Raw genomic sequence first — 21633 nt, 5'->3', positions numbered from 1 at the left:
TGACGAGACGAGGCGCTGGCTGGCGCTCTCGTCTCAAGGCGTCGACGCTTGATCCGCCGACGCGCGGAGCTTGCTAACTCAGCTTGACCAGGTCCTTCTTGTACGTCTTCGCCTTGTTAATGTAGTCGTCAGCGTTCTTCTCGATCGCAGCTTTGACTTCCTCCGTTAGTTCACGTACCTGCTTTGCAGGTGTGCCCATGACCAAGCTTCCTGCCGGGAAGTTCTTGCGCTCGCCGATCAAGGATCCGGCCCCCACGAGGCATTGTTGTCCGAGTTCGGATCCATTCAGGATCACAGCCTGAATGCCGACCAGACTACGTGCTCCGACCTTGCAACCGTGAAGCATCGCCTGGTGTCCAATGGAGACCATCTCGCCTACCTCGACGGGAAAGCCAGGATCGGTGTGCAACACAGCCCCCTCCTGGACGTTCACGCCTCGCCTAATCGTGATCTTTTCATTGTCGCCGCGGATCACAGCGCCGGGCCAGATGGACACGTCTTCGGCGATTTCCACGTCGCCGATGATTACCGCATGCTCGGATACATACGAGCTCGGATGAATTGTCGGTTCTTTCTCTCCAATTCGATAGATCGCCACAAAATGCTCCTCTTATCTTGATGTGACTAACTTTTCGCCGACCGCGTTACTTGCAGGAGGCGAAACACTACTGCATGGGCCGCTCTCGCAGCCCGTGCCGACTTCGACGCCGTTTCTTGCCCTGCCGCTAGATAAATACTTGTTCCTCTGGTTGGACTGCCGGCTCGATTGCATCATCCAGTACCTCGATCCAGTGCTTTACTGGCGTGGGCGTTCCACTTTGCAAATGCTGGATGCAACCGATGTTCGCGGACACGATGCAGTCAGGTTGCTTCTCGCTCAGATGCTCGATCTTGCGGTCTCTGAGCTGGAGTGAAATTTCGGGCTGCAGAACGGAGTAGGTGCCGGCTGAGCCGCAACAAAGGTGACTCTCCACGCTGGCACGATGAACGGAAAAGCCCAACTGTCCCAGATGCTCCTCCACCACTCCCCGCAGCTTCTGGCCGTGTTGCAGCGTGCACGGCGGATGGAACGCCAAGGCCGGCTTGTCGCACGCTTTGACTTTGCCGCGCAGTCTTGGCAGAAGTTCAGGAAGCAATTCGCTCAGGTCGCGGGTCAACTCGCTAACCCGAGCTGCCTTCTCGGCGTACTCCGCGTCATGCTTTAGCAAGTCGGCGTAGTCCTTCACGGTCGCGCCGCAGCCGGACGCGTTCATGACAATTGCCTCGACTTCACCGCTGGAAATCGCCGGCCACCAGGCGTCGATGTTTCTGCGCATATCATCGAGGCCGCCCTTGTGATCTCCGGTGTGCAGCCGGATCGCGCCACAGCAACCGGCTCGAGGAACACTTACAACCTGAAAGTCGGCTGCATCGAGTACCCGCGCGGTCGCAGAATTGATGTTCGGCATCATCGCCGGCTGCACACAACCTTCGAGCATGAGCACTTTCCTGGCGTGGCGGCGCGTTGGGCGCTGACCCGCAGGTCTGCTCGGCGTAAGCTTGTTGGCGAGCTTGGAAGGAAGTAGCGGCCGAACCATTCGGCCAATCTTCATGGCCGGCAAGAACAATGGCGAAGTTAGCCCCTCACGCAGCAGCCAACGCACCGCGCGGTCTTTTGGCGGACGAGGAATTCGCTCATCGACTAGCTTCCGCCCAATGTGAACTAGCTTGCCGTACTCGACACCGCTGGGACAGGTGCTTTCACAGTTCCGGCACGTCAAGCAGCGGTCTAGATTCTGTTGGGTGCTTGCTGTGACCTCTTCCCCCTCAAGCAACTGCTTCATCAAGTAGATGCGTCCCCGGGGTCCGTTACGTTCATCGCCCAGAAGCAGGTAAGTCGGACACGTTGCCGTACAAAAGCCGCAATGCACGCACTTGCGCAGAATCTCTTCGGCCTCCGCCCCTTCTGGAGTGTTGGCAAACTCATGACTTAGTTTTGTCTGCATATGGAGCCCCTTACAGGCCGGGGTAGAGCCGACCAACATTGAAGATGCCATCGGGATCAAACGCTTGCTTGAGATTGCGATGAATCTCGAAGAGCGCATCGCTCGGTGGCGTGAACACGCCGCTCCTATGATGCGGATCCCTGAACAGCGTGGCGTGACCACCAAGCGATGACGCCATTTCCCGAACGTCCTCGATGGGATCGTCGGTGTATAGCCATCTCAATGCACCACCCCATTCAATAAGCTGATTCGCGGCCAAGAAGGGTTGGGAGACTGCCGGAACGGAAACACGCCAGAGAGGCGCGTCGCTCTGTGAAAAGAAGTCGTGGCGGTGGTCGCGGACGGCATCCCACCAGGACAACGCTTCGTCTGGTTCCAGCTCAGTCCCGCCCAAACGCTTTCTGGCTTCCGTGACAGCAGAGGCTGCACCACTCAGTCGGAGGAACAGCTTTCCGTCGTGCCAGGCACTCGCATTGACTGGCAATGCTTGCCGAGTCAGCCCGTTTAAGAGAGACAACGCCCCTGCTTCGTCGCGTTCGATGACCAGGGTGATCCTCGATGAATGAATGGGCAGAACCTTCAGCGAGACCTCACAGATAACACCGAGTATTCCCATTGAGCCGGCCAGGAGACGCGAAACGTCATAACCGGCAACGTTCTTCATCACTTGCCCGCCGAATGTCAGAAGCTCGCCTTTGCCGTTAATCATGGTCGCGCCGAGAACGAAGTCCCGAATGGACCCTACCCCGACGCGTGCTGGCCCGCTCAGACCTGCCGCGACCGCTCCTCCGACAGTACTTCCTTTAGCAAAGCGTGGCGGCTCAAAGGCAAGGTACTGATTGTGCTCGGCCAGCACGGCCTCAAGTTCTTCTAGCGGTGTGCCTGCACGAGCGGTGACAACCAGCTCAGACGGTTCATAGCTGCAAATTCCGCTGAGGCGCCGGACATCACACGGTTCACCCGACGGCTCTTCACCGTAGAAGCATTTCGTACCGCCGCCAACGATGTTGAGAGAGGTCTTCGTTTTTCTTGCATGCAGGACTGTCTCAATCAGATGAGACACTTCCGTGGGGATCGTCGTCATTCTAGAACCTCGGGATTTCTGGATGCGGCAGCATCCCACGCCGAACAGTCATGCGACCATATTCGGCACATCGATGCAGCGTCGGAATTACCTTCCCAGGATTCAAGAGCGATTGCGGATCGAATGCACGTTTCAGCGCAAACATTTGTTCTCGCTCTGCGCCTGAGAACTGAACGCACATTGAGTTCAGCTTCTCCACGCCCACACCGTGCTCTCCGGTCACCGTCCCGCCAAGCGTGACGCTTGTTTCCAGAATCTCTGCGCCGAATTGCTCCGCCTGGTGCAGTTCTTCGGGATTGTTGGCGTCGAAAAGGATCAGCGGATGTAGATTCCCGTCGCCGGCGTGGAACACGTTCACGCAGCGAAGCCCATAGCGCACCTCCATCTCGCTGATTGCTCGAAGGATCGCAGCGAGACTCTTGCGAGGAATCGTGGAATCCATGCACAGGTAATCCGGGCTCATGCGCCCCGTCGCGGGAAATGCATTCTTTCGCCCGCTCCAGAAACGAAGACGCTGCGCCTCGTCCTGACTTGCTTCAAGACGAGTGGCCCCGCTGGCGGTGAGGACGGCATTCATCTTCACAATCTCGTCCTCGACCTCCAACGCCGTCCCATCACTCTCGCACAATAGGATTGCGGCCGCGTCCAGGTCATAGCCAGCATGCACGAAGTCCTCTACGGCGGCGGTCATCGGCTTGTCCATCAGTTCCAGGCCGGCTGGGATGATGCCGGCCGCGATGACGTTGGCTACGGCGTCACCAGCGGCTTCGACGGTGTCGAAGCTTGCAACGATGCATCGCGCAAGTTCTGGCTTAGGAATTAACTTGACGGTGACTTCCAATGTCACTGCGAGCATCCCTTCACTGCCTACAACGACGCCGAGCAAATCGAGCCCAGGGACATCAAGGGCTTCCGATCCAAACTCTATCGCCTCGCCCTGAATGGTGTATCCCCGTACTTTCATTACGTTCTGCAACGTGAGTCCGTACTTGAGGCAATGGACGCCTCCGGAATTCTCGGCCACGTTTCCACCGATCGTGCAGGCAATCTGGCTGGACGGATCGGGGGCGTAGTACAGCCCATACGTAGCGGCTGCCTCACTGATTGCGGCGTTGCGTACACCGCATTGGACCACTGCGGTACAACTCACAGGATCTACCCTGACGATCCGGTTAAAACGAGCGAGCGAAAGGAGCACGCCCATCTCATGTGGGAGCGCACCGCCTGACAATCCCGTGCCTGCGCCCCGAGCCACGACGGGCGCACCGAGCGTCTTGCACGTTCGCAGAATGGCAACAACCTGCTCTTCTGTTTCGGGAAGCACCACGACGAGCGGCTGCGCCCGATAGGCCGTAAGGCCATCGCATTCAAATGGCTGGGTGTCCTCGCGCTGCGACAGGATAAGGTCCCTAGGCAGCACGCCTTCTAGCGCGGAAACCACTTCCGCACGCCGGGCTTCCCTCCGCTCAGCGTCAGTAGGATGTGCCAACCAGCCGTCACGCGTCGCATTCATGACTTTGCCCTCCTGGTGCGATGAAGCTGCGTCGTGCTGTGCCGGTCTATTGGATAATCAGTGCGGAGCGACGGCGCGACCGTAGCGAGCCGGCGAACCGCGCAATCAGCCTGGACGGATGCTGCAGCTCCAAGGCGGAGCGTTGCTTCCGGGCGCTGAGGCTCAAACGTTGAGCGATGAATGCGATGCATTGTGTGGGGAGGTTCTAATACACTTCTGTCAAAGGCGTCGACGAGACGCCATGACTTGACTGTAGACAATCACGCGATATAGCAGGTTGAGAGTTATTTGCGGTTGAGTTGCAGAAAACTTGATTGCCGTGTTTGGGCCGCTCAACTTAGCGAGTCGGTGAGCCACTCCATAAAGGCGGCGCACTCCCATCTCTCCAGGGCCCCAGGTTCCCAGCATAAGTAGTGCGCCATCTGTGAAGGCACGGATCGATCCGATATGCGGATGAGTCGCCCCCCCTCTAGCCATGACTGCGCCATACGGGTCCTCACTAGTGCCACGCCGAACCCGCACGCGGCTGCGTCATAGAGAAGCCCTAGATCGTTGAATTGAGCGCCCACATGCGGCTCCGTTCTCGTCAATCCACATGCGGAGAACCATGTCGTCCAAGGCTCAAGCGGGCTACGTATCAGACGCGCCTGGTCGATTTCACCCGCCATTTCGAAGCCTTCGAAGGGGCCGAACTCGTTGAGATAGGTAGGGCTGCAAGCCGGCGCCACCTCCTCCGAGAGAACGACGCGATGATCGACGTCCGCATATCCGCCCGCGCCGTACCGGATTTCCAAATCGGATGGCTCGGCTGTGACGTCCAGGAATGGGATGGAGACCTGCAAGATAAGGTCGATGTCCGGATACTTGTTGCGGAACAGTTCCAGTTTGGGCATCAGGAACTGCCTGGAGAAAGTTGGGGTCACCGCGACCCGCAGTCGCGTGGAAGAGGCTTTTCCATTTTTGACCGGCATCTGCTGTAGCGCAGCGAGGCCGCTTCGGACATTCGCCAGGTACGCTGCACCATGTGCAGAAAGCGTGAAGTCACTCCGCCCGAAGAGTTCAACACCGAGGTGAGATTCAAGCTGGCGGATTCGATGACTCACGGCGCTGGTTGTTACACACAACTCGTCGGCGGCACGTGTGGCGCTCCGAAGCCTTGCAACCGTCTCGAAGGTGACAAGACATTGAATGGGCGGGATGTGTTGCAGGGCCATATCTTCTCTCCGTTTGGTGGGCTACCCAGGGCGGATATGCCGCATGTCATCGCTTGAGGCCTAGGGAGCGGCCACACTTCTTGCTGCTCTGTCGCTCGAGCACCATGCCAACGCTGCAACGAGCAAGCGCCCCCAGATTGCTTGCTCAGGATCGACTCACTGGGTCCTCAGGCAAGGACGTACCTGACGCCCTGCAAGGGAAGACCACCAAGTAAGTCGCTCTCCAACCCACAGTGACCTCGCCGCGGGAAGGTCTCTTAGCGATCCGACCTCTTCGTCGACTCCTGCTCCAACCCATGGCCGCGACTGCGTTAACTGCTTGACATTATGCCGCACCAATCTAAACTTATGTAATCGATTGCACGCAGTGCTGTTTTCGCCTCATCACCGTACTGGCATTGGTTATTTACAGTCTCTGACGCAGGTTACCGTAACGTATGTAATCGATTACCACATCACACAGGAGGCAACAATGCAGGAACGTCGTCGTAAGTTTTACGGGTGGGGCTATGAGGGTGACACCGTCACGCCGGACGAAATCCGGGAGTTCGAGGCAGCGTGGACACGCTTGCTGGGTGTCGAGCACTTCGAAGCGACACCTTTTCCGACGCCCGAAGAAATTTCGCTGCGCAAACCTCGCGTACAGCTGCCCGCGTCGCTTCGCGAAATCTGCACAAGCGATCATTACGACCGCCTGTATCACACCTACGGCGCGGGCACCATGGATGTTGCGCGCGCAATGCGCCGGGAATTTTCCAACCCGCCGGACGTCATCGCCTACCCGCGCACTGAGCAGGACATCGTGGACCTGTTCGACTGGTGCGGGCGCCAGAACGTTGCTGCAGTTCCGTACGGCGGCGGCACCAGCGTCGTGGCCGGCGTGAATCCGCCCGAGCACGATCGTTACCGTGGCGTGGTGTCCATCGACATGAAGCACTTCAACAAAGTGCTGGAGGTAGACCAAACATCGCAGGCCGCGCGCATTCAAGCGGGCGTCCTTGGCCCGGAGCTGGAACGACAGCTCAAGCCCACCGGCCTGACCATGCGATTCTTCCTGCAAGCGTGGGAGTTCTCGTCACTGGGGGGTTGGATCGCAACGCGAGCAGCAGGCCACTTTGCGACCGCGTTCACTCAGATCGACGACCACGTCGAGAGCATGCGAGTGGTAACGCCCCAGGGTGCCATTGAATCCCGACGTTTCCCGGTATCGGGTTCGGGACCCAATCCGGATCGACTTTTCCTCGGCTCCGAAGGCGCACTGGGCATCATTACCGAGGCGTGGGTCAAGCTTCACCGCCGGCCGGTCTTCCGCAAGCAGGTGACCGTACGTTTCCGTGACTATGCGCGCGCTGTCGAGGCCACACGGGTACTGTCTCAATCTGGACTGAACCCTGCCAATGCCCGCCTTGTGGAACGCGAAGAAGCCTTGTACACGGGTTCGAGCGACGGCAGCTATGACATTCTCGTGCTGGGATTCGAGTCCGCCGACCACCCGGTCGAGGCACGCCTGAAGCGAGCACTGGAAATTTGCGCGGAGTGCGGCGGCGAATGGGACGATGATCCGGTCAGCGGAAACCAAGGTGGTGCGGACGCTGCGACATCGAGCTGGCGAAACAAGTTCCTGCGCGGCCCATACCTGCGCGAGTACGCCATTGCTCGCGGCGTCATGCGCGAGACCATGGAAACCGCGTGCACGTGGGACAAGTTCGCCGCTCTTCACGCGCACGTCAAGGCAGAAACGCATCGGGCCATTCGCGAAGTTACCGGCCGCCCGGGTTCGGTGACTTGCCGCTTTACCCACCTCTACCCTGATGGCCCTGCGCCATATTTCACGTGGTTTGCCTATGGCGATAAGGCTCGATTGCCCGAGCAGTTCCAAGCGATCAAACGCATTGGAGAGCAAGCCATGGTGGACGCAGGCGGTACGGTGACCCACCACCATGCGCTTGGTCGGGACCATCGCCCTTGGTACGACAAGGAACGGCCGGAGCTGTTCTGCACCGCGCTAAAGGCCGCCAAGCAGGCCTTTGATCCGCACCAGGTCTTGAACCCTGGCGTGCTGTTCGACCCGAGCTAATTAGTTAGAAACTCAAAAAAGAGGAGTAGGAGATATGGCAGGCCCCCTTGCAGGTATCAAGGTCCTAGACTTGAGCCGGATCCTTGCTGGACCCTGGAGCACGCAACTATTGTCCGACCTGGGCGCTGACGTGATGAAGGTTGAGCGTCCCGGCACCGGCGATGACACGCGAGCTTGGGGCCCGCCTTTCCTTACTCGTGAGGATGGCACGACGACGGAAGAGTCGGCGTACTTCCTTTGCGCCAATCGCGGGAAGCGTTCGATCACTCTGGATGTCAGCAGCAAGGTCGGTCAGGATTTGCTGCACGAGCTAGTCAAAGATTGCGACGTCTTCGTTGAGAACTACAAGTTCGGCGATATGCAACGTTACGGGTTGGACTTCAAGACCCTGAGTGAGATCAATCCTCGGCTCGTCTACTGCTCCATCACCGGCTTCGGGCAGACGGGCCCATACCGCAAGCGGGCTGGATACGATTTCGTGGTGCAAGCCATGGGCGGGCTGATGAGCATCACAGGCGAGCGCGACGGCGTCCCCGGTGGCGGCCCGCAAAAATGCGGGGTGCCCATATCGGACTTGATGACTGGCATGTATGCAAGCGTTGCAATTGTCAGCGCGCTATTTGAGCGAGTCGGCAGTGGCCGCGGGCAGTACGTCGATATGAGCCTGCTGGATACGCAGGTGGCGTGGCTGGCAAACCAGGCCTCGAACTATTTGGTGGGCGGGAGCCACCCGCGTCGTTGGGGCAACGCGCACCCCAATCTCGCACCCTATCAGTCATTCCCTGCAAGCGATGGCTCTCTGATCGTAGCAGTCGGTAATGACCGGCAGTTCCGAGCCATGTGCGAAGCGCTGGGTTTAATCAATCTTCCGGATGATGACCGCTATCGACGCAATGCGGATCGTCTAAAGAACCGTGAAAGTCTTGTGGAGGTGCTCTCGGCTCGCTTTGAAGAAGAAGAGAGAGACACGTGGCTCAAACTGCTGGAATCGGTCGGCGTACCTTGTGGCCCGATCCAGAGCATTCCAGAAGCACTGGAGGATCCCCATATCCGGGCGCGTGAAATGGTTTTCTCTTTGCCCCACAGCAGCGGTGCAAGCGCGCCCCAGGTTGCGAACCCTATCAAGTTCTCTCGCAGCAGTATCGACTACCTTCGCGCGCCCCCAGCGCTGGGCGAACACACTGAAACCATCCTGAAAAATGAGCTCGGGAAGTCTGTGGAGCAAATTGAGGCAATGCGCCGCGATGGGACGATCTGACGTGTAATCCGCCCGACCACAGTGATCACCATAAAGATCACGTTCAAAGGAGACAGACATGCATCGATTGCTACGAATTGCGGGGGCATTAGCCGTTTGCGGAGTGACACTGACCATCGGTCTGGCCGCCGCCCACGCTAAGGAATGGCCGGTCCAGCCGATTCGGGTCGTTCTTCCCTATCCCCCTGGCGGCGCCTCAGACGTGACCGCCAGGCTCCTAAGCGCTAAGCTTAGCCAGGCATGGGGAGAGTCTGTTGTTGTGGAGAACCGGCCTGGCGCAAACGGCATCATCGCTAATGAAGCCGTTGCGAAGGCGCAGCCTGACGGCTACACCGTGCTGATGGCCAACCTTGGGCCGAATGCCATCAACCCGGCCGTATACGGGAGACTTCCTTATGACACGCTGAAAGACTTTACGCCAGTTGTCTTGGTGACAAAGGTGCCGCTCATTATCGTCACGGCAGCAAATTCGCCGGTGAAGGACCTGCGCCAACTGGTCTCATTAGCAAAGGCCAAGCCAGGACAGATTACCTTTGGATCTGCAGGCAACGGTTCGGGCAGCCATCTGGCCGGGGAACTCCTTAGTACCATGGCTGGCGTCAAGATGAACCACGTTCCCTATAAGGGAGACGCGCCTTCGCTCACAGACGTGCTCGGTCAGCAGATCAATGTTGCCCTTCCCACCGCGCTTGCTGGAATGCCACATGTCAAGAGTGGAAAACTCAGGGCTCTTGCGGTCACGAGCAAGACTCGATTGCCGGCACTGCCCGATGTGCCGACGGTAGATGAAGCGCTCGGGATAAGCGGATACGAAGCCGTTTCTTGGGGTGGATTTATGGTGCCGACCGGGACCTCACCAGCCATCGTTGCTAAGATGAACAGCCAGTTCAACAAAGCCCTTCAGGATCCGGAGGTCCGCGACAAGCTGATGGCTCAAGGCGCGCAGATCGCAGGCGGCACCCCGGAAGCATTCGATGCGTTTCTGCGCACCGAAGTTACGAAATGGAAGCGCGTGGCTGATTCAGCAAAGGTCCGGCTCGACTAGCCCTCACCGGGAATGCCGGTCCGTCGTCGGGATACCCCCCGACGACGGAAACTGCCTGTGGACTACCAAGGTCGTTACAATGACGGCAGTCGGCCGATATCCCAGGCTGAAGATAACCGCTGATCCGATATGGTGAATGTCAAGCAAGTCGCCCTCCTCGCCGGCGTTTCCTCGGCAACAGTCTCCCGTGCACTGACATCGCCGGATCGGCTGCGACCTGACACGCTGGAGCGCGTGCAGAACGCCATCGCAAGCCTCAACTACGTCCCGTCTTCCTCGGCTCGGGACCTGCGTCAAGGGCGCACGCGATCGGTCGGCATCATTGCGCCGACACTGATGAACGAGCTTTACGCGAAAGCGGTCGATACCTTAGAGGCGCAGCTCGATCGGCTCGGATACACCGTTTTATTGACGTGCCACCGGGACGACAGTGAGACAGAACTACGCTGCGCGCGCGCGCTTTTGGAGCGCAGAGTCGACGGAATCGCCATTATCGGGTCACAGCATCACCCTGACGTCTTCTCGCTAATCCACAAGCATGCCATTCCGTATGTCCTAATGTGGGCCGTCGATCGTGAGGGTATGCATCCCACGGTGGGATATGACAATCGCTTGGCGATGCGCAGGTTGACGAGCTATTTGGTCAAACAGGGACATCGAAAGTTTGCCGTCCTCCCAGGGCCACTAGAGACTCAATTTCTCTCCTCTCAACGACTTCTGGGCATCCAAGACGTCCTCAGTGAGAACGGCATTTCGATACCCGACGACCGCATTCTCCCGACACCGTACGAAGCATCTGCCGTCCGGCAAGCGGTTCGGACCTGTCTCGAGCGTAATGACTCGCTGCCGCATCAGGAACAGCCGACTGCCCTGATATGCATCAATGACTTCGTTGCTGTGGCAGCGATCGCGGAGTGCCGCACATTGGGACTATCGGTTCCGAGCGACATCTCAGTTTCAGGCTTCGGCGACTGGCAGATGGCGGAACTGATGACGCCCGCACTCACGACCGTACACTCGAATCCCGTTCTGATTGGCGAACTTACTTCTCGTAACCTGGTTGATCAGATTGAAGGCGGGTCCAAACGCAATCAGACCGAGTTCGAGCCTGACCTTGTAGTTCGCGAAAGTACGGCGCCGCCCCGATAGTTGGTGAGCCAAACTACGTTTTGTCGCTACGGACGGAACTCAGCCGTCGCTCTAGCTAGGCCCTCACCGGGCACAAAGCGGTCGAAGCATACGTTGTCCAGCTATTAAATGAAGCGCTGCAGACAACGTTCTGAGGGAATTCTTCAGTCATGCGGGGCGCCTAATGGATATCAGTCTCTGCTCCATCCTGATGTCCGCTTAGGGTGGGTCGGTAAGCGCCGGTCATGCCACTGACCTTTGATTGAGGCGTCAGGGTACCGCCGTTGCCAACTAAGTCGAACGTGTCCCAAAAAGCGGACACATTCGTCCCCTCCGGCGCGAGCCAGAAGCGTCACCGCACGAAAAGGGAGTTCGAACCTATTTCGGCCACCCCGCTTTGGCTGCCGCCGCATCCAGCGCACGAGAAAATCGCCCGATGTCTTCCGGCCGGAACTCGGCCAGAAACAGTTCTTTGACCGCCGCCTCGTAGATGCCCCACATCTTCTTGCGCAAGGCCTTACCTTGCCGTGTGACGGACACGAACGCGGCGCGGCCGTCTTCCTCTGACCGGATACGGGTCACCAGTTCTTCACGCTCCAGCCGGTCAATCAGGCGAGTCAGGTTGTACCGCTCGATGGCAAGCACATCGGCCAGCTCATGCATCCGGCGGCTTTCCTCCGGCCCGCTTTCAATCCCCCACAGCACGTCGTACCACGCGTAGACTGGCAGTCCAGCCTCGGCAAGACGCCGATCCACCTCACGTATCAAGGCCCGGTGCGACCGTACAAACGAAAACCACAAATCCGGCTTCTCAGTCGACATGGTATCTCCAATAGTTGCAGTTGCAATTATGCCGCAGAGCGCTCACAATGCCCAGACGATTGCAACTGCAATTCATTTGAAGCGCAATGGCCACGCCTATCCGACCGGGCCTGATGCGAACCGAAGCCCCGTCAATCCCATGGAGACAGAGATGAATGCCCCGGTGTTGCCGCTACACGTATTGCCGCTGGATGTGGACCCGCAGGAAACCCAGGAATGGATTGAGGCCCTGGCCGCCGTGACCGAAGTGGAAGGCCGCGAACGCGCCCACTACCTGATCGGCCGCCTGCATGAATCGGACGCGGCCCGACACGGGGATTTCCATGGCGCAATCACGACGCCCTACGTCAATACGATTGCCGAATCGGGCGAGCAGCCGTACCCAGGCGACACCTCGATCGAGCGCCGACTGGCCGCCATGGCGCGCTGGAATGCCATGGCGATGGTGTTGCGGGCGGGCAAGCACTCCAACGTCGGCGGGCATATCGCCACATATGGGTTCTCCGCTTTCTTCTGATGTCTACGGGTCGACCTTCGATTCTGTTGTTGAGGGTAAACCCCCTTTGCGCCACATAGGTAGGCTACCTAACATTAGCCACCAATCGCCCTCGGAGATATTTCCATGACGGAGTCGCCTGCTCCCACCCCTTCCTCCAACCCATCTTCCGCGGTAGAAGGGCGCTGTCCTTTTGATGCGGCTGCGAACGAGCCGAAATCAGCGTGTCCTTTTCACGCTGAGGGCGACAGCGGCGGAATCCCAGATTTCCCCCCTAAGCGCGTAGATCCCTTGGCGCCGCCGCCGGTGTTCTTCCAGATGCAACAGAAGGGCGAATTGGCACAAGGTAAGCTTTGGGACGGAAAGATCGCTTGGCTTGTCACGCGTTATGACGATGTTCGCGCTGTCTTGTCGGACTCTCGCTTTAGCTCCGACGTCTCACATCCGGGATTTCCCTCTTCCAGCGCCGCAGTAAAGGTTGTTCGGAGTAGTAACCGGACCTTCATTACCCTGGATGAACCCAAGCATTCAGAGCAACGGCGGATGCTGACCGGCGAATTCACGATCCGAAAGATCGAGAATCTGCGGCCGCGACTTCAGGCCATCGTGGACAAGCTCTTGGAAGATTTTGCGATGGGGCCGCAGCCTTCTGACCTGGTTAGCGCCTTTACATTGGCGACACCAGCATTGGCTATCTCAGAGTTGCTTGGTGTTCCATACGACGATCACGACTTCTTCCAAGAACAGGCGATGATCATGACGTCGAGCACCGCGACGAGGGAAGAGGCTAGCGCCGCGAATCAAGCGTTGTGCGAATACCTGCGTGAACTGGTGGCGAAGAGATCCGAAAGCCCCGGGGAGGACATCCTCAGTCGCCTTATCGTTAATCATGTACGGAAGGGCGATATCACTGAAACAGACGTGGTCTCGCTTGGAAGGCTTCTGCTGATTGCCGGGCACGAGACGACGGCAAATACGACGTCGATGGGGGTGCTCTTCCTACTTCAGAGGCCGGACATCTGGGAAGAGCTTCGCCAGAATCCAAGCCTCGTTCCAAACGCGGTGGAGGAGATGCTACGCTTCCTGGATGTCATACAGTCCGGGACGCGACGTGTCGCACTGGAGGACGTTGTCGTGAATGGGCAATTGATCCGAGCCGGTGATCCCGTTGTCGTGCTTAGTATTTCCGCAAATCGCGACCAGGAGCAGTTCAAAGATCCCCACGTCTTTGACCTCCGCCGTGATGCCCGGACACAGATCGCATTCGGATACGGCCCGCATCAGTGCATGGGACAAGTTCTCGCCAGAGTCGAAATGCAGATCATGTTCACCGCCCTACTGAAGCGCCTGCCGAATCTTCGGCTGGCCGTGCCCATCGAGAGCCTCGCGTTCAAGAGCGATTCGCTCATGTATGGTGTTAGGGCACTGCCCGTTAGCTGGTAAATCCACTACGGCGAATCACGATGAAAATCACAATCTATCCCGAAAAATGCTGCGGTTCCGGCCAATGCGTCGTCAATGCGCCGGATCTGTTCGACCAAAAGGATGACGGAATCGTCATTCTTTTGAATGCCGATCCGTCGGCCGATCAATACAAAATCTGCACGCTTGGCTGCTGGGATCTGTCCGGCGTTGGCAATCGAGATTCACGAGGCTCTCTGATGATTCCCCTAACAGGCTGCTGAAGTACTCATCGCGCAAGCGATGAGTACTTCGCCTCAAGGCTGGTAGGTTCGCTATTTCTCACAATCCGGAAGTCGGACCTCCCTGCATCGACTTTTCCTGCGTTTTGACGCCCATTTCCGGCCTCATTACCGCGATTACTGCAACTGCGGACGGATTTGTCCCAGCGAGCGCATGCGCACGAGGTTGTAGGCGGCCATGCTCAGCACAAACATCTGGTCGACCTTCTTCAGGCCGCGCACCATCACCTGACGCATGCGCCCCACGGTCTTGACCCAGCCAAAGCCCTGTTCGATCAGCTTGCGCTTCTGTTGCGAGACCGCATAACCGGCGCTGCTGGCAATGGCATCAGGAACGGCCGAGCGCCGCCCCGAGGTGTTCTGCGCCACGTGGGGCGTCACCTTCATTTCCAGGCAGGCCTGAATGAACTCCTGCGCGTCGTATCCCTTGTCCGCGCCGACGGTTACTTCCACGTTCAGGTCCTCAACCACCTGCCTGGCATCGTTGAGCATTACCTTTGCGGCCTCGCGCTCGGCGTGTCCGTCCGCATTGGTCACCATGGCGCTCACCACCAGGCCGTGGCGGTTGTCGCTCAGGGTATGACCCATGTAGCGCAGCTCGCTGGCTGTCTTGCCCTTGCGGTACAGCTTGGCATCGGGATCGGTCTTGGACTCGTGCGTCTCGTTGCTGCGCTTGCGCCCCTTGAAGTTGCCGCCGTCGTTATCGTCTTGGTCGCCGCCATCCTTGCGCACGAAACTCTTGTGGCCTGCCCACGCCTGAACCAACGTGCCGTCTACGCTGAAGTGCTCACCCGACAGCCAGTTCTTCTTCTGCGCGATGGCCAACACCTCGTTGAAGAACTGGATCACTGCATCATGTTTGATCAGCCGTTCGCGGTTCTTGGTGAAGACCGTGGGCACCCAAACTGGGTCGTCCATCGACAGCCCGATGAACCAGCGAAACAGCAGGTTGTACTGCGTCTGCTCCATGAGTTGGCGCTCGGAGCGAATGCTGTACAGCACCTGCAGCAGCATGGCCCGCAGCAACTTCTCCGGCGCGATGCTTGGCCGGCCGCCCTTGATATCGGCCTCGTACATCTGCGCGAACAACCGGTCCATCTTCACCAGCGCCTGATTGGCCATGGTGCGGATCGAGCGCAGCGGATGGGACTTCGGCACGAAATCCTCCAGCCTCCGCATCGTGAACAAACTCTCGGTGAAGGTGTCTGCGCCGCGCATGAATGTGGGGTTGGATGGGGTCCTCAAACCAACGCTTCAGCCAGTCCTCGCGCTGACTTCCGTTGGAGGTATTTCAGCGGCCTGCTAAGCAAATCGTAGTCATCGGGGCAACGGCCGCCGGCATCACGGCGGCACGAGCAGCCTGCGCGCGCGAGGCTGGGGCGGATGGTACTTCCATCGCAAAAGAGGGCGGCCTGCCCAACGGCCGCCCATCTCTTTCGAAGCGGTTGATGGCTGGCAAACGTTCAGTAGAGCTCCTCTAAATAGATCGCCTAGCGGGCATAAAATTTCATTCCGCAAATAACATCTGCCGAAACTTTAAATCTATTATAGAAAGATGACTCAAAGTCATAGGATTGGCTCCACCCAATTCTGTTCGAAATATCCGGTATAGATCTTTCCAGTCCTGCCAATTCGAACAGCGAACGCATAAGCCGCTGCGTGTTACATATTTCCGTGAAGCAATTGCCCTGGCTGAAGAGGGTCCGCCTGACTCTCGAGGATGTTGTCTGCAAACTATCCGCTATATCTGCAATATTCCAAGCTTCCTTTGGATTCATAAACACCGACAATGAAATTGCCTCCCAAAGCGGCCTGGAATCCCACAGATCGTGCATTGGTTGATCACGCACCACAGAATAACTAGTTACATCCAGATCGAAGCTGCAATGCGAGCTCTTAAAAATAGAGCCGCCCAAGAACAGACTCGCAGGAGAAAAAGCGGGGAGCTTCACGAACTTCCCCTCTTTAATTACGCGTGAATAGCCTTGTCGGCTGATTATCTGCTCGCCACTCAACGAAGTCACTTTCATTGGAATTGGAAGAAAAATATCATGGATCCCGACTTGGCTTCGTGACTGAAGTTGCGTCTGCATCAATTACGCTACTATCCCGGTCCGATACTATGAGCAGCGCGAGGATGTACCACCGCGCTGCCGGAAACGATGAGGGTCACCCGCCATCGCAATTCATCGAGCACTTACTCTTCGCGGCGCCTTAGGCAGCCTTGTCAAGCTCGGGATGCATGGAGTCCGACATCTGCGCCAGATGATGCAGCGTATCTCCGAACACCGATTCCATTTGGGTAAGGCGTCTAAAATAGTGGCTGACGATATACTCATCCGTCATTCCAATCCCACCGTGCAATTGCACGGCCTGCTGGCCGACGAATCGCATCGACCCGCCCAACTGATATTTCGCTTGTGCCATGGCGCGACGTCTCTGGTTCGCCGGCGCGTTGACGTTGAGCGAGGCGTAGTAGCTCATAGACCTCGCGAGCTCTAGACTCATCTTCATATCTGCGACGCGGTGACGCAACGCTTGGAAGCTCGCGATAGCGACGCCGAACTGCTTGCGCGTCTTCATGTACTCCACCAGAGCCTCCAGGGTTACGTCCATCACGCCCACGGCCTCTGCACACGTCATTGCAATGCCAAGATCCACGGCATACGACAGGCAATCCTGGCCTTCGCGGGTGACTAGCGTGCCCGGCGCCTTCGACAACGTCAGCTCCGCGGCGCGCGAGCCGTCGACAGTTTGATAAGGGTGTACCAATACACCTGGGGCGGAGCGCTCCACAAGGAACGCTCCGAGAGTGTCAGCAATCATGGCGGGTACAATGTACGCAGCAGCATGATCGCCAACCGGCACGAGGCTCTTACTCCCAGTAAGCTCCCAACCTTCCGCCGTCTCGACTGCTCGCGTCTCGCACGTATCGATGCGATAACGATTCGCGCGCTCCTGCTGGGCCAGTACGACCAGACTTTCTCCAGAAGCAATCGTAGGCAGCCACGCCGCGCGTACGCTTGCTTCGGCGTAGTTCGACAGCACTGCACCCGCAAGTAGAACTTGCGCCAGCGGTTCGAGTACGATGCCCCGCCCCAGTTCCTCCATAACCACCATAACGTCGACCGGCCCCATACCGACGCCGCCATACTCTTCTGGGACGTAAAGTCCAGTCAGCCCAAGCTCCGCAAGCTCCGAATACGCGTCCGCGGAAAATCCGCCGCTGCTCTCGGAACTGCGACGGTGCTCAAACGTATAGCTACGCTTTACCCACTTTCTTACTGCATCTCGCAGTTGGTCCTGGTCGTCAGTGAATTCGAAATCCATGCTCTACTCCTTTATCCGAGGACCACTTGCGAAACAATGTTACGCTGCACTTCATTGGAGCCACCGTAGATAGTGGTTTTCCGCAGATTAAAATATGTCGCGGCAAGCGGAGCGTTCCGTCGCTCTCCACCTGGGAACTCGCCATCCCACTCCGTCAACATAGCGTCTTGAATAAATGGGAGGCTATAGGGACCTGCAGCCAGCATCATCAATTCACTGTAGCGCTGTTGAATCTCACTGCCTCGGATTTTCAGTAGGCCTGCGATATCCAATGGATTCTTCCCGGATTTTTCTGCCGAGATAACGCGAAGAACCAGCATTTCGAGCGCGATAATATCTACCTCGAGCTTCGAAACCTCGTCTTTGAAACGAGGGTCGTCCATCATGCCTTCTGCAGCCGCGATTCGCTTCAGGCGTCGGAGCTCACGCTTGGCACGCCCGACTTCTGCAATGTTCGAGCGTTCGTGACTGAGAAGGTGTTTGGCATAGGTCCAGCCCTTATTTTCTTCGCCAATCAGGTTCTCAACGGGGACCTCAACATTGTCGAACCAGACCTCATTGACCTCGCACTCGCCGTCCAGCAGCTTAATGGGCCGAACCGTGACGCCAGGCGAACGCATGTCAATGAGCAGGAAACTGATCCCTGCCTGCGGCTTCCCTTCTGTATTGGTCCGGACGAGACAGAAAATCCACTCCCCGTACTGAGCCAACGTGGTCCAGATCTTTTGACCATTGACTATGTACTTGTCTCCCTTTCGCTCCGCTCGTGTCTTGAGCGAAGCCAGGTCGGAACCCGATCCCGGCTCGCTGTAACCCTGGCTCCACCAAACATCGCCCGTCGCAATGCCGGGCAAGAAGCGCGCCTGTTGCTCAGCGTTACCAAATGCCATGATGACTGGTGCCACCATGACAGGCCCATAGGGCACGAGTCGCGGTGCTCCTGCCAACGCGCACTCTTCCTCGAATATGTGCCGCTGCACTGGTGTCCAGCCCGTGCCGCCGAACTCGACTGGCCACTTATACGTCAGCCAACCCTTTTTCCCCAGAATTTGGTGCCAACGCTGCATATCGGTGCGGGATAGCTGCAGTCCGTTGTGCACCTTGTGCGAGATCTCCTTCGGCAAATGGGCGTCGATCCACGCATGTACCTCTTTTCTAAATTCCTGCTCTTCTTCTGTGAAATTCAGATCCATTTCTCAGTCCCCTACTGTGTTAGTTAGTCCTAGCGGCCCACGAAAACGGGAGCGCGACGCTCCTTGGCCGCCAACGCCCCTTCCCGGGCGTCTTCACTCCTGGCCAGCATCTGAGCTTGGTACTGGGCGCTATAGCCTGCCTCAACCAGTCCTACCGGAATCGAGTGTCTCGCCGCCTGTTTGAGGAAACGCAGTACCAGCGGCGCTGCGCTCGCAATCTGACGCGCTGTCACTAGAGCTGCCTCTGTTTCGCTTCCTGGTTCACAGAGTTCGTTTACGAATCCGACTTCATAGGCCCGTTGGGCGGATACCGGGCGCCCGGTCAACATGAGCTCCATCGCGATCTTGTGGGGAATCCGACCGACCAGCGAGCTAATCAAGCCGGCTGCCATGCCTAGGCGACCTTCGGGATAGACGAAGGTCGTTGCCGAAGTCGCTACACAAAGATCGCAGAATGCAAGCATCGATACGCCCGCCGCTATCACGGGGCCATTAACCGCTGCAATAACCGGCTTTCCAATGTCAAATGCGACATTGGGAATGGCATGCCAAAAGGAATCCGGTGGATCGTCCGTGTCGAGGCCTGCCGTAAACACCGACCCCTCTGCACGTAGCAGGGCAACGCGATCCTCTGAGCCCGCGAAGTCTTGCCACGCGTCGTGCAACGCGTCGCACATTTCCGAGTTCAGCGCGTTTCTCTTATCCGGCCGATTCATCGTAATGACCCGGACGAAATTTTCTGATTCGATTTTTATCAACTCGGCCATGGCGTTCTTAACGCTTCTTGTTCAGGAAGGATTTGAAGATTTCCTGAGTGGCTTCGGTATTCAAGAGTTCGGCGAACATCTTCACTTCCAGGTCGAGCGCAGAACCCACAGCGGCACGATTCTCGTGGTTCAACATCCGCTTTGTCGCGCGTACCGAAGCCTTGGGAAGCTTTGCCAGTTCGGCAGCCGTTTCGCGCGCCCGTGCAAGGGCTTCCCCGTCCTGCGTCAGCGACGTCAGAAGCCCGGCATCGAAAGCTTCTTCTGCATCAAAGAACTTTCCAAGCATCAACCACTCACGTGCCTTCCGGACACCTACCAGCGATTCGAGCAGGTAGCTGGATGCGCCCTCGGGGCACAGACCCAGCGATACGAACGGCATGCGGAAGCGCGCATCTTGGGATGCGTAGGCAAAATCGACGTGTTGCAGCATCGTGGCGCCGATTCCAATCGCCAGTCCCTCGACTGCTGCGATTAGCGGCACATCGATCGCGGCCATCTTCCGGAGAAGCGTGACAGCAGGGGAATCTTCATTACCCCGCCGGGTCTGGAAATCATTGATATCGGCACCGACAGTGAAGTGTCCGCCCGCACCATGCACGATGACTGCGGCACATTCCTTGTCCGCGTTGGCCTCATCCAGAAGACGGGTCAGTTCCTGGTACATCGCGGCGCTGATCGCATTGCGCTTTTCTGGACGCGCAATGCAAATCTCCAGGACGTTTCCGACATTATTAGCTTGGATGCTCATGATTGCTCCTGAAGTGTCTTTTTTGACGTTTGGCAACTAATCACCCCACGTTCTTCGAGACCGGCGATGTGGTCCGCGGAAAGTTCTAGCAAGTCGGAAAGCACGTCTTCTGTGTGCTGACCGAGTTTCGCGGGCGCCCGAACGTAGTGCACCGGCGTTTTACTGAATTTGATGGGATTGGCGATGCCCCGTACCGAGCCGATACCTTTGTCAACCGGCACGTCGATCGTCATCTGACGGTGGATGACCTGTGGGTGAGCAAAGGCTTCCTTGTAGGTATTGATACGACCGTGCGGGATATCCGCTGCGGAGAACGCGGCAAGCCAATGCTCGGTTTGGCGCGCCGCAAGAACCGACGACACCTGCGCAATTAGCGCCTCTCGATTCCGAATGCGTCCGGATGCGGAATAGAACGTCGAATCCCGGGCCAGTTCTTTGGCGTCGATCGCTTGGCAAAAGCGTTGCCACTGGGAATCGTTCCCCACAGCAACTACCACCTTACCGTCTGCCGTATCAAAGACTTGATACGGTACGAGAGACGGATGCGCGTTCCCCCACCGGTGCGGTTCGGCGCCATTGATCAGGCACGACAATCCCTGATTCGACGACAAGCCAACCAGACAATCGAGCAGTGCCAAATCGATGTGCTGACCTTCTCCCGTGACATTCCTGTGGTTCAACGCGGCGAGGATCGCGACCGTCGCATACAGTCCCGTCGTCAGATCAGCAATGGCGATCCCGACCTTCTGTGGCCCACCACCAGGCTCGTCATCACGCTCGCCCGTTATGCTCATCAGCCCGCTTTCCCCCTGGAAAACGAAGTCGTAGCCGGGGCGGTCAGCGTACGGCCCGGATTGGCCGTACCCGGTGATAGAGCAATAGATCAGGCGCGGATTGATCTTTTTCAGACTGTCGTAGTCAAGCCCTCGACGAGCCAGATCACCAACCTTAAAGTTCTCTACAAAGATGTCGCACTCAAGAACGAGCTTACGGATCAGATCCGCACCGTCTGGGTTGGCGATGTCCACGCCAACCGATCGTTTGTTCCGATTTGCGGAAGCGAAGTAGGTGGAATCCTCAAGCACTTCCGCTTCACTCGTCATCGCATACGGCGGCCCCCACTGCCGCGTATCATCCCCTCGCGATGGGTGCTCAATCTTGATGACATCGGCTCCCATGTCGCCCAGCATCTGGGTACACCATGGCCCTGCGAGCACTCGCGTCATATCCAATACGCGAATGTTCCCTAGAGCTTGTTTCTGCATAAGAG

Annotated in this window: 19 protein-coding genes and 2 pseudogenes; 8 read left to right on the top strand and 13 right to left on the bottom strand. The window is 57.8% G+C overall.

The window, feature by feature from the left end:
• Positions 1-73 precede the first annotated feature (73 nt).
• The 5 genes from F7R26_RS35810 to F7R26_RS35790 all read right to left on the bottom strand — a co-directional run bounded on the left by F7R26_RS35810 (position 74) and on the right by F7R26_RS35790 (position 5796).
• Positions 74-598 (bottom strand): gamma carbonic anhydrase family protein, encoded by a 525-nt coding sequence (locus F7R26_RS35810; RefSeq protein WP_058698235.1) that lies wholly within the window; start codon positions 596-598, stop codon positions 74-76.
• 127 nt (positions 599-725) lie between these two features.
• Complete coding sequence (gene glcF / locus F7R26_RS35805; RefSeq protein WP_043358198.1) at positions 726-1985, bottom strand: glycolate oxidase subunit GlcF; 1260 nt, start codon at positions 1983-1985, stop codon at positions 726-728.
• 10 nt (positions 1986-1995) lie between these two features.
• Complete coding sequence (glcE, locus tag F7R26_RS35800; protein WP_058698234.1) at positions 1996-3069, bottom strand: glycolate oxidase subunit GlcE; 1074 nt, start codon at positions 3067-3069, stop codon at positions 1996-1998.
• Between the two features lies 1 nt (position 3070).
• Positions 3071-4582: an FAD-linked oxidase C-terminal domain-containing protein gene (locus F7R26_RS35795; RefSeq protein WP_043355338.1), complete on the bottom strand. Its 1512-nt coding sequence runs from the start codon at positions 4580-4582 to the stop codon at positions 3071-3073.
• A gap of 332 nt (positions 4583-4914) precedes the next feature.
• Positions 4915-5796 (bottom strand): LysR substrate-binding domain-containing protein, encoded by an 882-nt coding sequence (locus tag F7R26_RS35790; protein WP_058698233.1) that lies wholly within the window; start codon positions 5794-5796, stop codon positions 4915-4917.
• A gap of 472 nt (positions 5797-6268) precedes the next feature.
• On the opposite strand from F7R26_RS35790, the gene F7R26_RS35785 reads away from it, so the two are divergent.
• From F7R26_RS35785 to F7R26_RS35770, 4 genes are all read left to right on the top strand, one after another.
• Positions 6269-7873 carry an FAD-binding oxidoreductase gene (locus F7R26_RS35785; protein ID WP_043355342.1) on the top strand — a complete coding sequence of 535 codons (1605 nt, stop codon included), beginning with the start codon at positions 6269-6271 and terminating at the stop codon, positions 7871-7873.
• Between the two features lie 34 nt (positions 7874-7907).
• Entirely contained in the window at positions 7908-9131 is a 1224-nt protein-coding gene (locus tag F7R26_RS35780; RefSeq protein ID WP_058698232.1) for a CaiB/BaiF CoA transferase family protein, read from the top strand.
• 58 nt (positions 9132-9189) lie between these two features.
• A complete protein-coding gene (locus F7R26_RS35775; protein ID WP_043355346.1) occupies positions 9190-10176 on the top strand; it encodes a Bug family tripartite tricarboxylate transporter substrate binding protein in 987 nt (328 codons plus the stop codon).
• Between the two features lie 129 nt (positions 10177-10305).
• Positions 10306-11325, top strand: coding sequence for a LacI family DNA-binding transcriptional regulator (locus F7R26_RS35770; protein ID WP_058698231.1), 1020 nt, complete (start codon positions 10306-10308; stop codon positions 11323-11325).
• A gap of 357 nt (positions 11326-11682) precedes the next feature.
• Here F7R26_RS35770 and F7R26_RS35765 read toward each other — a convergent pair whose 3' ends face one another.
• Entirely contained in the window at positions 11683-12126 is a 444-nt protein-coding gene (locus F7R26_RS35765) for a MarR family winged helix-turn-helix transcriptional regulator (protein ID WP_043355349.1), read from the bottom strand.
• Between the two features lie 151 nt (positions 12127-12277).
• Between F7R26_RS35765 and aceE the strand changes: the two are divergent.
• The 3 genes and pseudogenes from aceE to F7R26_RS35750 all read left to right on the top strand — a co-directional run.
• Positions 12278-12634, top strand: a pseudogene (gene aceE, locus F7R26_RS35760) (pyruvate dehydrogenase (acetyl-transferring), homodimeric type); the annotation flags it as partial.
• Between the two features lie 114 nt (positions 12635-12748).
• On the top strand, positions 12749-14065 hold the full coding sequence (locus tag F7R26_RS35755; protein ID WP_081050313.1) for a cytochrome P450: 1317 nt from the start codon (positions 12749-12751) through the stop codon (positions 14063-14065).
• 20 nt (positions 14066-14085) lie between these two features.
• Positions 14086-14284: pseudogene (locus F7R26_RS35750) on the top strand (ferredoxin).
• A 158-nt stretch (positions 14285-14442) separates the two neighbouring features.
• On the opposite strand, the gene F7R26_RS35745 reads toward F7R26_RS35750, so the two are convergent.
• Positions 14443-15543, bottom strand: a complete 1101-nt coding sequence (locus tag F7R26_RS35745; protein ID WP_058698229.1) for an IS5 family transposase — start codon at positions 15541-15543, stop codon at positions 14443-14445.
• 62 nt (positions 15544-15605) lie between these two features.
• On the opposite strand from F7R26_RS35745, the gene F7R26_RS41875 reads away from it, so the two are divergent.
• Positions 15606-15806, top strand: coding sequence for an FAD-dependent oxidoreductase (locus tag F7R26_RS41875; RefSeq protein WP_369597129.1), 201 nt, complete (start codon positions 15606-15608; stop codon positions 15804-15806).
• A gap of 9 nt (positions 15807-15815) precedes the next feature.
• On the opposite strand, the gene F7R26_RS35740 is transcribed toward F7R26_RS41875, so the two are convergent.
• From F7R26_RS35740 to F7R26_RS35715, 6 genes are all read right to left on the bottom strand, one after another.
• A complete protein-coding gene (locus F7R26_RS35740; RefSeq protein WP_143010733.1) occupies positions 15816-16418 on the bottom strand; it encodes a helix-turn-helix transcriptional regulator in 603 nt (200 codons plus the stop codon).
• Positions 16419-16539: 121 nt separating this feature from the next.
• On the bottom strand, positions 16540-17655 hold the full coding sequence (locus F7R26_RS35735) for an acyl-CoA dehydrogenase family protein (RefSeq protein WP_058698228.1): 1116 nt from the start codon (positions 17653-17655) through the stop codon (positions 16540-16542).
• Positions 17656-17666: 11 nt separating this feature from the next.
• Positions 17667-18848: an acyl-CoA dehydrogenase family protein gene (locus F7R26_RS35730; RefSeq protein ID WP_058698227.1), complete on the bottom strand. Its 1182-nt coding sequence runs from the start codon at positions 18846-18848 to the stop codon at positions 17667-17669.
• A 29-nt stretch (positions 18849-18877) separates the two neighbouring features.
• A complete protein-coding gene (locus F7R26_RS35725) occupies positions 18878-19615 on the bottom strand; it encodes an enoyl-CoA hydratase/isomerase family protein (protein ID WP_058698226.1) in 738 nt (245 codons plus the stop codon).
• 7 nt (positions 19616-19622) lie between these two features.
• Entirely contained in the window at positions 19623-20363 is a 741-nt protein-coding gene (locus F7R26_RS35720; protein WP_043355358.1) for an enoyl-CoA hydratase/isomerase family protein, read from the bottom strand.
• Positions 20360-21628, bottom strand: coding sequence for a CaiB/BaiF CoA transferase family protein (locus F7R26_RS35715; RefSeq protein WP_058698225.1), 1269 nt, complete (start codon positions 21626-21628; stop codon positions 20360-20362). The genes F7R26_RS35720 and F7R26_RS35715 overlap by 4 nt, the downstream gene beginning before the upstream one ends.
• Positions 21629-21633 lie beyond the last annotated feature (5 nt).

This window comes from Cupriavidus basilensis (genome assembly GCF_008801925.2).
Lineage (GTDB): Bacteria > Pseudomonadota > Gammaproteobacteria > Burkholderiales > Burkholderiaceae > Cupriavidus > Cupriavidus basilensis.
The sequence above is the reverse complement of the archived record's forward strand: the minus strand, read 5'-3'. Positions and strand labels throughout refer to the sequence as shown.